This window comes from Blautia sp. ZXY-1-C6, from assembly GCF_056339875.1.
The window spans coordinates 1-14504 of sequence record NZ_JBWJVQ010000146.1; the positions used below are offsets into that span (position 1 = coordinate 1).

A 14504-nucleotide genomic window follows, 5' to 3' on the forward strand; every position below is an offset into this window, starting at 1 on the left:
CCAGTGCGATGCAGGGAAGAACAACCTTTGCCTCCAGATGGAGATGCTTTTTCCTGAGGTGAAGCTGTGTCTTTTTGCCGCAGAGGAATAAAACTACCCAGAGTGTGGAAATTGCCTGTGAGATAACAGTTGCCAGTGCAGCACCGCGTACCCCCATATGAAAAACAAAGATAAATACAGGGTCTAAAACAATATTGCAGACAGCACCGATCAGGACGGAAACCATGGAAAATGTGGTAAATCCCTGTGCAGTGATGAATGCATTCATACCAAGGGTTAATTGTACGAACAAGGTACCGAAAGCGTAAATATGCATATAATCTGTTGCATAACTGATGGTGTTTTCACTGGCGCCAAAAGCCAGTAATAAATCTCTGCCCCAGATCAGTAAAATGGCAGTGAGGATAACAGAGATAATAATCTGAAGAATAAAACAGTTGCCTAATATATTCTCAGCAGATTTATTATCCTGTTTTCCCATGTAAATAGAAGCCCTTGGTGCGCCGCCGGAACTGACCAGTGCCGCAAATGCGGAGACGATCATGATGATGGGCATACAGACTCCCACACCGGTAAGTGCCAGGCTGCCTTCCCCCGGGATGTGGCCGATGTAAATACGGTCTACAATGTTATAAAGCATGTTGATGAGCTGGGCAATCACTGTTGGAATGGATAGCTTTAAAAGAAGCTTTCCAACAGGTTCTGTGCCCAGAAAATTTTTGTTATCTTGCATGGATGATAACCTCTTTCTTAAAAATATTTTTGAATGAATAATATTTAATGATACGATATAAAGAAAGGAAAGTCAACTCAGGATAGAGAATTTTGGCAACGTTACTGAGAACGGAGTGAACAGTAACGAACGGAGTGAACAGTAACAGTTCCGGGACATCTGGCAGATACAGATACCCGGAACTTTTTGGATTAAGATGAGTTATTTTAGAGGATTACTATAAATCAGGCAGCGAAGCGTATAGTTTTATCTGCCTGATATGTCAGAAAATGTCCGGATGAGATCAGATTGTAATTACATACGCCCTGTTTCCTCTATAATAGGGACGTCCGTCTACACCGCTGAGATCATAACTCATACGGTAATATCTTTCGATATGTCCTGTGCCTTTTGCCCAGTTCGGATCGCAGACTTCTCCTTTGATCTCAGCCCATCCATGACCGCCTGATGAGATAACCTTGGCTTCAAATCCGACTGCGTTAGCCAGGTAAGCAAATGCAGATGCAAAAGCGAAACAGTCGCCATGTCCCCGGTAGAACATATCCTCCGCATAGCTGACATCCCAGTTTGAGTAATAGTAACGGAAATCGTAGTCATTGCCGGTGCCACCGTATCCGTAGCTGACTGCTTTCAGATAACATCTCCATAATTTCTCAGGTTTGGACATATTTTTTTTGGTCACGTGACGCATGACCTGGTTGGCTGTGACCATAAGGTTCAGTTTTCTTTTTTCTTCACTGTTATAGCGCGCTTTTCCGCTTTTGGTAAGATAAATACCGTTTACACGCTGGGAGGTTACCATAGAGGCATAACAGCCGTTGCGGATCTGGAAGAAATAATAATCTCCCTTGATCTTCTGCCAGCCGTTTTGCTGGATTCCCTTTTCATTAAAATAATATTTCTTTCCGCGGATCGTGACAAGTCCCTTTACAGTATGTCCGTTTTCATCATAGTAATAAATGTTTCCGCTGGGTTTGTGGTCAAATTTGTTACGTTTTTTTGATGCTGCGGATACTGAAGCTGAAAATAAAAAAGAGCAACAGATAGCAATAAGAATTGCTGAGATAGAAAATACTTTTAATTTTTTCATAGAGCACCTCCGTTCTTTATGAGCAGATACTTATTTCTGATAAATAATGTACAATGAAGAAATTATCTGCTCTAATCATAAGATATATTTTATTATATAAGACAATTTCACTGTGCGCAATATTAAATTGGAGAAAAAGCGTTACTGTTCACACACCACTATCCCGCGAGGTGTTTTGGCATAAATATGCCAAAATCCCGAGACATACAAGCCAAAATTCCATTGCCGCAGGCAATCTGGAATGAATTTTGGCTACGTTACTGTGAACGGAGTGAACAGTAACGAAAAAGCTGAAGAGCGGATTGTTGCGCGGATGTGTTTTGTGGTGTATAATTAAATGCAATAGGCTTGTGAACAGTAGCTCTGTAATTTAAGCAAGGATATAAGGTGAACAATTTTGAAAAAGACGATAGAAGAACTATTAAGTGGAAATTTCAGACATGAACATCCGCAGCTCCTTTTTTCGCAGGACAAAATAGAAGTGACTCTGAAAGCAGGTGATGTGTACAAAGGGGAACTGTATTTCGGAACAGAGGATAATCAGAAAATACGTGGATATATTACATCTTCCAACAGGCGCGTGGTACCGGGAACCGAGAAATTTTCGGGAACTACGGTGAGACTGCAGTATGGAATTGACGGTGCGGGGATGCACCCGGGTGAGAGACATGAGGGATGGCTTTGTTTCACCACAGACATTGGAGAATATAAGCTGCCATTTCTTATTCAGACAGAGAAAGCAGAACTGAAAAGTGCAGCCGGAGATGTGCCGGATATGGATACCTTTGTGAATATTGCAAAGGACGATTTTAAAGAAGCATATCGTGTTTTTACAGACCGCAGATTTGAACTTTTGTTAAGAAATGCCGGACAGAAAGAGAAAGCTCTTTATAAGGGACTCTCAAAACAGCCTGTGACATTTCAGCATGTAGAAGAGTTTCTGATCGGAACGGGAAAAAAGGATCCTGTAAAAATTGAACTGAAGGCAGATCAGAATAGCTTTTATGATATCAGTGAATCTGTCCGCGAAACTTTTGCAGTCCAGAGGAGCGGATGGGGACATCTCAGGCTGGAGGTAGAGGCGAAAGGCGATTTTCTGGAAGTTTCCAGGCATGTGGTCACAGATGAGGATTTTATAGGAAGCTATTATCAGGTGGAATATGTAATCCGTAAAGAAAAGCTGAAAAAAGGACGTCAGTTTGGTGAGATCACTGTGAAGAGTCCTTATCAGCAGCTGACTTATCAGATCACTGCATCCATGGAATCGAAAGTGCAGCTCAAAACAGAGATTCATGTGAAACGGCATAAGCTGGAACTGTTACGTGACCTTGCAGAATACTCCTGCAAAAGAATGGACAGTAAGACATGGATCGGCAGTAGCAGATTTGTCCTTAATCAGTTAAGGGAAGAAGGCTGTGATTATCCGGAATATCAGATGTATGAAGCATACATTCTTCATATGGAAGAAAAGGATGAGCAGGCAAGAGAAATCCTGAAGAAATTTAAACATCAGAACTTTGTCAGAGAGAATCTGGAACTGGCAGGTGCTTACCTTTATCTCTGCGTTCTTACAGGATTGCACAAAGACAGAGAACAGGCGATAAGACGTCTGTACAATTTCTTTCTGCAGAAGGAAGACAGTTTCCTGTTGTTCAAACTCTGGCTGGAGATGAATCCGGAGGATAAGGGTTCCCCTTCAAGGCTGGTATTTATGATGGAGGAACTTTTTGAGAAAGGCTGCAGGAGTCCGTTTCTGTATCTGGAAGCATGGAATTATATCAGCAGTGATACAACACTTCTTCACAGAATGAGCAGTTTCTGGACACAGGTATTTTTATTTGCGGGAGAGAAAGGTCTTCTGACAGAAGAGCTGGTGATGAGATTTGCCTATCTTACAGGGTATGAGAGAGAATTTTGTATCAGTATGTACAGAGCACTGGCAATGGGATACGATGCTTTTGAATCCGATGATACGCTGGAAGCAATCTGCAGATATATCATGCTTGGAAATCCGAGAAAACCGGAATATTTCAGATGGTTTTCCCTGGCAGTGGAGAAAGGGATCCGTCTGACAAGGATATATGAATATTATGTGGAAACAATGGATACATCTTATCAGAGAGAACTTCCAAAGCCCCTTCTGATGTATTTTACCTATAATAATACTTCTCTTGCAGATGATAAAAAGGCATTTATTTATGCAAGTATTGTAGGAAACAGAGGCCGTCAGCCACAGACATATGCGGATTACAGGGATCATATGAAGATTTTTGCCATGCGCAAGGCGAAAGAAGGACGGATGAATGAGAATTATGCGGTCCTTTATCAGGAATTTTTAAGCAATCCCAAAACAGAAGGACAGGCAAAACTGCTCGCGCAGAAGCTGTTTACACACAGACTGTACTGTGATGATAAGAAGATACGCTATGTGATCGTGCGCCATGAACAGCTCAGGGAAGAAGAAATTTACCCATGTATCCAGGGCGTAGCTTATCCAAGAATTTATACAGATGATGCGGTGATCCTGTTTCAGGATGGGAAGCAGAGAAGATATGTATCAACAGTAGATTATAATATCAAGAAATTATTTGATGAGCGTGAACTGACAGATAAGGTTCTTGGTTTTCATATTGAAGAGCCGGGACTGGTACTTCACTGCAGTGAGCATACAGAACTGAAACCGGAGAATCTTCAGGCATTCCAGAGGATCCCGGAGTCAGAGGAATTTTCAGATGAATATCAGAAATGTATCAGAGAGAAGCTGCTTTCTTATTATTCCGAACACACCAGAGCAGAAGAAGCAGATAATTATCTGAGACAGATGGATTATAAGAAATATGCGGCTGTAGACAGAACAGCTCTTCTGGAAGTACTGATCTCCAGAGGAATGTATCAGCAGGCAATGTCCATTGTTTCCCAATTCGGATATGAAGGAATCCGCATAGAGAGCCAGCTGAAGCTGACCAGCAGAATGCTGACAAGATGTGAGATGGAGGAGGATGACGAATTGCTTGCCCTTGCATCGGATGTATACAGACGCGGAAAATATGATGAAGTGATCCTGAAGTATCTTATGGAATACAGATTTGGTCCTGTAGATGAACTGATATCTGTATGGAAAAGTGCGCAGGGCTTTGAGATGGATACTTATGAACTGGAAGAGAAGCTTCTTGGCCTTCTGATGTTTACTTCTGATTACAGGAAAGAGGGAGAGAAGATCCTGGAGGATTATGTTCATCACAGCGGAAAGGAACGTATTACAGGAGCATATCTTACGCAGACTGCATATGGTGCATTTGTAAAAGAATATCCGATGAGTGTTTTTGTAAGAAGTCTGCTGGAGCGGGCTTATGATGAGAAATGGCCGGTTGATTTTGTATGCAGTCTTGCTCTTCTGGAAGCGTATTCCAAAGAAAAAAAACTGGAGAAAAAACAGCTTTGCAATGCAGAGGAGATTCTTCAGAAATGTGTGAAACAGGGAATGTACTTTGCGTTCTTCGGGAAACTTCCGGTATCTGTCTTAAGTCCCTATCAGTTGGATGATAAAACCTTTGTGGAATACCATGCAGATCCGTCTGCAAAGGTGACACTCTATTATGCACTGGATGCAGGCCTCGGAAATCAGGTGAAATATCAGACAGAGCCTTTGCGCGATTTATATGAAGGTATTTTTGCAAAATCATTTACATTGTTCTACGGGGAGACATTGCGGTATTATTTTGAATCAGTAACAGGAGAGCGGGTAAATCGGACACAGGAGAGGGTACTTACAATGAATAAGATTGAGGGTACACCTGTAAGCAAATATCATATGATCAATCAGATGCTCTCTGCACGCAGACTGGATAAAAAGAAAGAAGTGTTTTCACAGGTGAAGAAGTATCTTCGCCAGGAACAGTATGTGAAGAAGATGTTTGTGATCGAGAAAGAAGAGCAGGAACAGATTGTCCTGAAACCGGGAGGAACAAATGAACGAAATTCGTGATTTGATCGTGGGAATTGATTTTGGCAAAGAGTATTCTCAGATATGCTATTATGACAGAAAAGGAGACGAGGCACGTTCTCTTTCTATGAAAGCGGGTGGAAATCAGTATGAGGCTCCCTGTATTCTGTGCTGGAGACCGGAGCAGAAAGACTATTGCGTAGGACTGGAAGCAGATTACTTTGTCCGGGAAAAGGGCGGAGTCATGATCGATGATGTCTATGGAATCTGTGAAAAAAGTGATTCTGTGCTGGTGGAAGGACAGGAACTTGCACCATGGGAGATCCTGGCTCAGTTTCTGCAGGGAATGCTTAAATTTCTGGGAGTGGCAGAACTGGTCAAAAATACTAAATGTGTGGCGGTGACACTGCCCGGGCTGACGGAAATTCAGGTTGAGAATTTCCAGAAAGCATTTGAGATAATTGGATTTCCACATGAGAAATATATGCTGCTGGATTATGGGGAAAGCTTCTATTATTATGTGCTCTCACAGAAAAGAGAAACCTGGAACCGCAGTGTGGGATGGTATGCCTTTACACCGGAGAACGTGTCTTTTCGCAAGATGACAATGAACGGTGCAACAAAGCCTGTCACTGTAAAACTGGAAGAAGCTGTGGAGACAGAACTTCCTGCTGAGGGACAGGAGAGAGATTCAGAATTCGGTAAGTTTGTCCAGAAAACACTTGGCAGAGATCTGTTTTCCAGCATTCAGATCACAGGAGATGGATTTTCACAGGACTGGGCAGAGCAGTCTGTAAGGTTACTCTGTTATCAGAAAAGAAAGGTTTTCTATGGAAATAATCTTTTTGCAAAGGGTGCCTGCGCTGCAGGAAAAGAGAAAACAGAGAACAAGGCATTAAAGGGATATCGCTTTTTAAGCGATTCTCTGGTTATGGCTGATGTGGGGATGGAAATGAGAGTGATGGGTTCTCCTACCTATTATCCGCTGATCGAGGCAGGAAATAACTGGTATGACAGTAAGGCATCCTGTGAATTTATTCTTGATGATACAGAGGAGCTTGTGTTTATTGTAAGCACGTACCACAGACCGGAGAAAAGAAGGGTAGGAATGATGCTGCCCGGTATTCCGTTGCGTCCGGACAAGACTACCAGATTACGGCTGGAATTACAGTATGTCTCATCTGCAGAATGTAAAGTGACGGTTACAGATCTGGGATTCGGAGAAATGTTCCCTTCCAGTGGGAAAACCTGGACAGAGACAGTAGAATGGTAAAGGAGATGGAGCAATGAGCGGATATATTTTATGTCAGACAAAAAAAGCACAGCGTCCTTATTTTATAGAGAATATCAGTATGAATATTTATTCTATAGAAGAACTCTGTTATTATCTGTACCACAATCTTTACCTTGCTGATCATACTGTTTTTAATGAAGAATTATGCAACTGGCTCAGAGATGAGCTTGAACTTGTGCATCTGGCTGCAAAGCTGAAACAGAATCTGGAGAGAAATGTAAGTGTGGAAGAGATGATCTATCCTGTTTTCAAGGAGATCAATTACCTTACCTATGAGGAGATGAAAGGCTTTAACAGCAGGATTGTGACTTATGGAAAAGAAAAAGCGGCAGTCCGTCAGAAGAGAAAGGGAGATGCACTGACAGAAAACGGAATGTATGTGAACGCCATCCGGGTATACCAGAAACTCCTGGAAAGAGAGGATCTGTCTGAGCAGAGAAAAGGATTCGCAGCTTCAGTGCGCTATAATCTTGGCTGTGCATACAGTTATCTTTTTCAGATGGAAAAAGCACAGGAATGTTTTCTGGAAGCATACAGAGAAGCACATTCAAAAGATGCCTTAAAAGCTTATATCATAGCATACAGCAGTGTTCATGATAAGACAGATTATGATAAGGTTATGGAAGAACTTGAAGTAGATGAAGAACTGAAGAAAGATATAAAAGAAGAAATCAGGCAGTCTCTGAAAGCTTTCGAGTCTGTACCGGAAGAGAAAACAGATGAAAAAAATCTGGATGCCCTTCTGGAGAGACTTATGAAAGATTATCACAGAAGTACAGGTTCATAACTTACTCTTGACAGAGGCGGAGGTGTGTGATAGGATTAACACATACTTTCACATGGTAGAGTGGCTGTGTGATAAATAACAAAACAGATAAAGAGGAGATATTTATCATGAAAAAGAGATCTTTAGCAGTACTCATGGCAGGAGTTATGGCAGCTTCTATGATGACGGGTGTTGTTTCTGTATATGCAGATGCTGACAGTAAGACATTAACTGTAGGATTTGATGCACAGTATCCTCCTTTCGGATATAAAGACGATAATGGAGAGTATGTTGGTTTTGACCTTGACCTTGCACAGGAAGTATGCGACAATCTCGGATGGGAGCTTGTGAAGAAACCGATCAACTGGGATTCCAAGGATATGGAACTGAATTCCGGTTCTATCGACTGTATCTGGAACGGATTTACCATTAACGGACGTGAGGATGACTATACATGGTCAGATCCATATCTGAACAATGAGCAGGTGATGGTTGTTGCAGCCGATTCAGGGATTGAGAAGTTGGATGACCTGGCAGGCAAGAATGTAGTAGTTCAGGCCGCTTCCGCAGCACTGGATGCATTAAACAGCGATGATAATAAGGATCTTACAGCAAGCTTTGCATCACTGACAGAGAATCCTGATTACAATACAGCATTCATGAATCTGGATTCCGGCGCTGCAGATGCCATCGCAGTAGATATCGGTGTTGCTAAATATCAGCTTTCCCAGAGAGAAGAAGGCAAATATGTGATCCTTGACGAGCCAATCCAGAGCGAAGAGTATGGAATCGGCTTTAAGAAGGGTAACGATGAGCTGAAAGATACTGTATGGGAAGAAGTTCTGAAACTTTATGATGTAGGTGAAGTTGATAAACTTGCTGAGAAGTATGAAGTAGCAGATATGCTCTGCATTGGAGATGATGAGAAATCTGATGATAAAAAAGATGATGCAGCAGAGGATGATGCTTCCGATGCAGACACAGCAAAAGAAGATACAGCTGATACAGCGAAAGATGCTGAATAGTCAGCCGGAACAAAAACAGTTATGATACAAGAGGACAGATCTGTGCAGGCTGTCCGCATTATAAAGGAATGGAGGGTACATTTTGTGCACCCTCTTTTCTTACTGTACAGGAGAAATTTTTCAGGAGGAAAGCTTATGTCTTTAAGTGTAATGCTGCAGCAGCTTGCCAGTGGTATGGTGGTTTCTGTAGAGATTTTTGTAGTGACATTACTTTTTTCACTTCCGCTGGGACTTCTGATCTGCTTTGGCAGAATGTCCAAGAATCCGGCGATACGTGGAATTGTGTCTGCCTACATATCAGTTATGCGTGGAACCCCGTTAATGCTGCAATTGATGGTTGTGTATTTCGGACCATACTTTATTTTTGGAATCCGTATTTCCATGGGATACAGCCTGATCGCTGTGTTTATTGCATTCAGTATTAACTATGCTGCATATTTTGCGGAGATTTACAGAGGAGGAATCGAATCTATTTCAGCGGGACAGTATGAGGCTGCAAAGATCTTGGGATACAGCAAAGCCCAGACATTTTTCAGGATCATCCTGCCGCAGGTGATCAAGAGAATCCTTCCATCTGTGACAAATGAGGTTATCACACTGGTAAAGGATACGTCACTGGCATTTGTTGTTGCTGTTTCGGAGATGTTTACAATTGCAAAACAGATTGCAAGTGCACAGACGACTATGATGCCTTTTGTGATCGCTGCTGTTTTCTATTTTGTGTTCAATCTTCTTGTTGCGATTGTAATGGATAAGATTGAGAAAAAACTGAATTATTATCGCTGACAGGCGGCTGGGGTTATAAAATATTTTTTGACTCTGACATTATTTAATTTAAGAGGAATATTTGCTATGGTATTATTTGAAATGAAAAACATAAAGAAGAGCTTCGGCAGCCTTGAAGTATTAAAAGACATTTCACTTCAGGTAGAGGAGGGTGAGGTTCTTAGTATTATCGGACCTTCCGGTTCCGGTAAATCCACACTTCTCCGCTGTGCCACCGGTCTTGAGACACCGGACAGCGGTGAGATCATCAAGCAGGGGGATGTGGGACTGGTATTTCAGAACTTTAATCTTTTCCCCCATTTTTCTGTACTGAAAAATATCACAGATGCTCCGATCAGAGTGCAGAAGAGAAAGAAAGAAGAGGTTTATGCACAGGCAAGAACTCTGTTAAAGCAGATGGGACTTGCAGACAGAGAGAATGCATATCCGTTTCAGCTTTCCGGCGGCCAGCAGCAGCGTGTCTCTATTGCCAGAGCATTATGTATGAATCCGAAGATCCTGTTTTTTGATGAGCCTACTTCCGCCCTTGATCCGGAGCTTACGAGTGAAATTCTTAAGGTAATCAAAGATCTGGCAGCAGAACACATCACTATGGTGATCGTTACTCATGAGATGACATTTGCAAGAGATATCTCTGATCATATTATTTTTATGGATAAGGGATTGATCGCAGTTGAGGGGAGTCCAAAAGAGGTATTTGAATCAGAACATGCGAGAATGAAAGAATTTCTTGGTAAATTCCATCAGGGATAAGGTTTTTGTGGTTGCTTTTAGAGGAATGATGTTATATAATTTCAACGTACGTGGTTGAGAAAAACGTACGTACAGAAGTGAAATAAAAGGATTAAAAATAATATCCTATAAAAAACAGGAGAGTGAAGATGAGTACAGACAGATATGTAAGTCCTTTATCAGAACGTTATGCCAGCAAAGAAATGCAGTATATTTTTTCCCCGGATATGAAATTCCGCACATGGAGAAGACTCTGGATCGCACTTGCTGAGACAGAGAAAGAGCTTGGCCTTAACATTACACAGGAGCAGATTGATGAACTGAAGGCACATGCAGAGGATATCAATTATGACGTTGCAAAGGAACGTGAACGTCAGGTGCGTCATGATGTTATGTCTCACGTATATGCGTATGGCGTACAGTGCCCGAAAGCAAAAGGAATCATCCATCTGGGAGCAACCTCCTGTTATGTAGGTGATAATACAGACATTATTGTAATGACAGAAGCATTAAAGCTTGTGAAGAAGAAACTGGTCAATGTTATTGCCGAGCTTTCTGCTTTCGCAGATAAATATAAAGATCAGCCTACTCTGGCATTTACACATTTTCAGCCTGCACAGCCTACTACAGTAGGTAAGCGTGCAACACTCTGGACACAGGAATTCCTGCTTGATCTGGAGGATCTGGAGTATGTTCTGGGAACAATGAAGCTTCTGGGATCCAAAGGTACAACCGGAACACAGGCAAGCTTTCTGGAACTGTTTGATGGAGATCAGGAGACTATCGACAAGATTGATCCGATGATTGCAGAGAAGATGGGATTTAAGGAATGCTATCCGGTATCCGGACAGACCTATTCCCGCAAGGTAGATACACGTGTTGCCAATATTCTTGCAGGAATTGCAGCAAGTGCACACAAGATGTCCAATGATATCCGCCTTCTTCAGCATCTGAAGGAAGTAGAAGAACCATTTGAGAAATCTCAGATTGGCTCCTCCGCAATGGCGTATAAGAGAAATCCTATGAGAAGTGAGCGTATTGCTTCCCTTTCCAGATATGTAATGGTAGATGCCCTTAACCCGGCGATCACATCTGCAACTCAGTGGTTTGAGAGAACTCTGGATGACTCTGCAAATAAGCGTCTGAGTATTCCGGAAGGTTTCCTTGCTATTGACGGAATCCTTGACCTCTGTCTTAATGTTGTAGATGGATTGGTTGTTTATCCGAAGGTTATCGAGAAACATATGATGGCAGAGCTTCCGTTCATGGCTACAGAGAATATCATGATGGATGCTGTAAAAGCAGGCGGTGACCGTCAGGAACTTCATGAGCGTATCCGTGAGCTTTCCATGGAAGCCGGAAAGACTGTCAAGGTAGAAGGCAAAGATAATAATCTGCTGGAACTGATCGCAGCAGATTCTGCATTCAACCTTTCTCTGGAAGATCTGCAGAGATCCATGGATCCGAAGAAATATATCGGACGTGCCAAAGAGCAGACAGAGAGATTTGTAAATACAGTAGTTCAGCCGATCCTCGATTCCCATAAGGAACTTCTGGGAGTGAAAGCGGAGATCAATGTCTGATCAGTAAATACTTAACATAACGGTTTGGAATATTACAGAATCTGATATAAAGATAATAAGCGTTGCTGTTTCCTGATGATATCCTGCAGGTCATTCTGCAAGGCCGGGTAAACAGTAATCGGTAAATACAGGAGGAATTATATAATGGTAAAAGCAGTTGTTGGTGCTAACTGGGGAGATGAAGGTAAAGGTAAGATTACCGATATGCTCGCTGAGAAGGCTGATATTATCGTAAGATTTCAGGGTGGTGCAAATGCAGGTCATACAATCGTAAATAACTATGGTAAATTTGCCCTTCATACTCTGCCGTCAGGTGTGTTTTATGATCATACTACAAGTGTGATCGGCAACGGTGTTGCACTGAATATCCCGGTATTTTTCAAAGAGTACAATGAAGTGGTAAGCAGAGGTGTTCCGGCTCCGAAGATCCTTATCTCCGAGAGAGCACAGATGGTTATGCCATACCATATTCTTTTTGACCAGTATGAGGAAGAACGTCTGGGCGGCAAATCTTTCGGATCTACCAAGTCAGGTATTGCTCCGTTCTACTCAGACAAATATGCAAAGATTGGTTTCCAGGTAAGTGAACTTTTTGATGAAGAACATCTGAAAGAAAAACTTGCAAGTGTATGTGCGACAAAGAATGTTCTTCTTGAACATTTATATCACAAACCGCTTCTTAATGTGGATGAATTATTTGCTGAACTTATGGAATATAAGAAAATGGTTGAACCATATGTATGTGACGTATCCCTGTATCTGTGGAACGCATTAAAAGAAGGTAAAGAAGTTCTTCTTGAGGGACAGCTTGGTTCTCTGAAAGACCCGGATCATGGAATTTATCCGATGGTTACATCTTCCTCTACCCTGGCAGGATATGGTGCAGTAGGAGCAGGTCTTCCACCATATGCAGATCAAACAGATTGTTACTGTATGCAAGGCATACTCCAGTGCAGTAGGAGCAGGTGCATTTGTTTCTGAAATCTTTGGCGATGAAGCAGATGAACTGAGAAGACGTGGCGGTGACGGCGGTGAATTTGGTGCTACTACAGGCCGTCCAAGACGTATGGGATGGTTTGACTGTGTTGCTTCCAAATACGGATGCCGTCTTCAGGGAGCTACAGATGTTGCTTTCACAGTTCTTGATGTTCTTGGATATCTGGATGAAATTCCGGTCTGCACAGGATATGAGATTGATGGAAAAGTAACAACAGAATTTCCGACAACTACACTGCTTGAGAAAGCAAAACCGGTTCTGGAGACTCTGCCGGGATGGAAATGCGACATCCGCGGAATCAAAAAATATGAAGATCTGCCGGAAAACTGCAGAAAGTATGTTGAGTTCGTTAGAGAAACATATCGGATTCCCGATCACTATGATCTCCAATGGCCCGGGACGTGACGATATCATCTACAGAAATAAATAATAAGGATAAATTTACCTGTCTGATCGACAGACGGTAAAATAAGACTATACGCCGGGGAATTTCTCCGGCGTGTCTTTTATATAACTGGAGGCTTATGAAAAAAGATAATAATAAGATAAAGAAAATCGGGGCATGGATCGCAATCATAATCCTGCTTCTTGCATGTTGTATGCCGATGATTTTTGCATTCGGGAATGGAGAAGATTCGCAGGTCTATTTTAAAGCCTCGCTTGCAGTGGCGATCATGGTTCCCATCATGGCTTATGCAATATGGATGGTTTATAAATTACTGAACAGGAATAAAAAGGTGGTGGATTCGGATATGGAGAATATTATTTTTGACGTTGGACAGGTTCTTGTAAAATATGACTGGGAGACCTATCTGGACAGTTTTGGTTTTCCGAAGGAAGAGCGTGATAAAATTGCGGAAGTGGTATTTCAGAGCAATACCTGGAATGAGAGAGACAGAAGCAGCGAGACTGAGCAATATTATGTAGATCAGATGGTAAAAGCTGCACCGGAGTACGAAAAGGATATCCGGGAGGTAATGCGCCGTTCTGACGAGACAATTGAGAAAACAGATTATGCGGAAACCTGGGTGAGATATCTGAAAGATAAAGGATATCATGTTTATATTCTTTCCAATTATGCAACTGACACACTGGAGAGAACGGAGGATAAACTTACGTTTCTTAAATATGTAGACGGAGCAGTGTTCTCCTGTCAGGTGAAGCAGGATCAAACCGGAACCGGAAATTTACAAAACCCTGCTCGGACGCTACCATCTTGACCCGGAGAAATCCGTATTTCTGGATGACAGAGCGGAGAACTGTGAGGCAGCCAGAAAACAGGGAATCCATGCAATTCAGTTTAAATCTTTTAAACAGGCAGCAGCAGAACTGGAGAAACTGGGCGTCAATTAAAATTGTTACTGTTCACTCCGTTCTCAGTAACATAGCCAAAATTCATTCTAGTACAGCGTTTCGTAAATAACTATACCAATCGCGTAGAATGCGGATTCGAGTGTGCTGGTATAAACGCAGGCGTAGCGGGCTACGCTGAGGCTTTTAGACCTGTGCAATCGGATTCGCAGACAAGTGAGTGGTATAGTTATTTCGAAAACGA

Annotated in this window: 11 protein-coding genes and 1 pseudogene; 10 read left to right on the forward strand and 2 right to left on the reverse strand. The window is 42.2% G+C overall.

Annotation, left to right across the window (positions count from 1 at the left end; translation table 11 throughout):
* Together AC075J_RS06060 and AC075J_RS06065 are read right to left on the reverse strand one after the other, a co-directional pair.
* Positions 1–733, reverse strand: a 733-nt coding sequence (locus tag AC075J_RS06060; protein WP_476390142.1) for an MATE family efflux transporter, incomplete at its 3' end; no start/stop codon positions are given.
* Between the two features lie 283 nt (positions 734–1016).
* Positions 1017–1823 (reverse strand): transglutaminase domain-containing protein, encoded by an 807-nt coding sequence (locus AC075J_RS06065; protein WP_022380905.1) that lies wholly within the window; start codon positions 1821–1823, stop codon positions 1017–1019.
* A gap of 397 nt (positions 1824–2220) precedes the next feature.
* Here AC075J_RS06065 and AC075J_RS06070 point away from each other — a divergent pair, with 397 nt between their 5' ends.
* The 10 genes and pseudogenes from AC075J_RS06070 (at position 2221) to AC075J_RS06115 (ending at position 14302) form a co-directional block, all read left to right on the forward strand.
* On the forward strand, positions 2221–5808 hold the full coding sequence (locus AC075J_RS06070) for a DUF5717 family protein (RefSeq protein WP_226824788.1): 3588 nt from the start codon (positions 2221–2223) through the stop codon (positions 5806–5808).
* Positions 5792–7039 carry a DUF5716 family protein gene (locus tag AC075J_RS06075; RefSeq protein ID WP_020994089.1) on the forward strand — a complete coding sequence of 416 codons (1248 nt, stop codon included), beginning with the start codon at positions 5792–5794 and terminating at the stop codon, positions 7037–7039. Before AC075J_RS06070 ends, AC075J_RS06075 begins: the two co-directional genes overlap by 17 nt.
* A gap of 13 nt (positions 7040–7052) precedes the next feature.
* Positions 7053–7847: a hypothetical protein gene (locus AC075J_RS06080; RefSeq protein ID WP_062807882.1), complete on the forward strand. Its 795-nt coding sequence runs from the start codon at positions 7053–7055 to the stop codon at positions 7845–7847.
* Between the two features lie 107 nt (positions 7848–7954).
* Positions 7955–8851 (forward strand): amino acid ABC transporter substrate-binding protein, encoded by an 897-nt coding sequence (locus AC075J_RS06085; RefSeq protein WP_476390143.1) that lies wholly within the window; start codon positions 7955–7957, stop codon positions 8849–8851.
* 135 nt (positions 8852–8986) lie between these two features.
* Positions 8987–9637 (forward strand): amino acid ABC transporter permease, encoded by a 651-nt coding sequence (locus tag AC075J_RS06090; RefSeq protein ID WP_020994087.1) that lies wholly within the window; start codon positions 8987–8989, stop codon positions 9635–9637.
* Positions 9638–9703: 66 nt separating this feature from the next.
* Positions 9704–10390 (forward strand): amino acid ABC transporter ATP-binding protein, encoded by a 687-nt coding sequence (locus tag AC075J_RS06095; RefSeq protein WP_008704195.1) that lies wholly within the window; start codon positions 9704–9706, stop codon positions 10388–10390.
* 128 nt (positions 10391–10518) lie between these two features.
* On the forward strand, positions 10519–11952 hold the full coding sequence (purB, locus tag AC075J_RS06100) for an adenylosuccinate lyase (RefSeq protein WP_118614957.1): 1434 nt from the start codon (positions 10519–10521) through the stop codon (positions 11950–11952).
* 144 nt (positions 11953–12096) lie between these two features.
* Positions 12097–13379, forward strand: a pseudogene (locus AC075J_RS06105) (adenylosuccinate synthase).
* 94 nt (positions 13380–13473) lie between these two features.
* Positions 13474–14169 carry an HAD family hydrolase gene (locus tag AC075J_RS06110; RefSeq protein WP_476390144.1) on the forward strand — a complete coding sequence of 232 codons (696 nt, stop codon included), beginning with the start codon at positions 13474–13476 and terminating at the stop codon, positions 14167–14169.
* Entirely contained in the window at positions 14147–14302 is a 156-nt protein-coding gene (locus AC075J_RS06115; RefSeq protein ID WP_476390145.1) for a hypothetical protein, read from the forward strand. The genes AC075J_RS06110 and AC075J_RS06115 overlap by 23 nt, the downstream gene beginning before the upstream one ends.
* The last annotated feature ends 202 nt before the right edge of the window (positions 14303–14504 follow it).

Excerpts from the sequence above, each read along its gene's own strand:
- AC075J_RS06065 (WP_022380905.1), bottom strand. The coding sequence starts at position 1,823 with ATGAAAAAATTAAAAGTATTTTCTATCTCAGCAATTCTTATTGCTATC.
- AC075J_RS06075 (WP_020994089.1), top strand. The coding sequence starts at position 5,792 with ATGAACGAAATTCGTGATTTGATCGTGGGAATTGATTTTGGCAAAGAG.
- AC075J_RS06080 (WP_062807882.1), top strand. The coding sequence starts at position 7,053 with ATGAGCGGATATATTTTATGTCAGACAAAAAAAGCACAGCGTCCTTAT.
- AC075J_RS06085 (WP_476390143.1), top strand. The coding sequence starts at position 7,955 with ATGAAAAAGAGATCTTTAGCAGTACTCATGGCAGGAGTTATGGCAGCT.
- AC075J_RS06090 (WP_020994087.1), top strand. The coding sequence starts at position 8,987 with ATGTCTTTAAGTGTAATGCTGCAGCAGCTTGCCAGTGGTATGGTGGTT.
- AC075J_RS06095 (WP_008704195.1), top strand. The coding sequence starts at position 9,704 with ATGGTATTATTTGAAATGAAAAACATAAAGAAGAGCTTCGGCAGCCTT.
- purB (WP_118614957.1), top strand. The coding sequence starts at position 10,519 with ATGAGTACAGACAGATATGTAAGTCCTTTATCAGAACGTTATGCCAGC.
- AC075J_RS06110 (WP_476390144.1), top strand. The coding sequence starts at position 13,474 with ATGAAAAAAGATAATAATAAGATAAAGAAAATCGGGGCATGGATCGCA.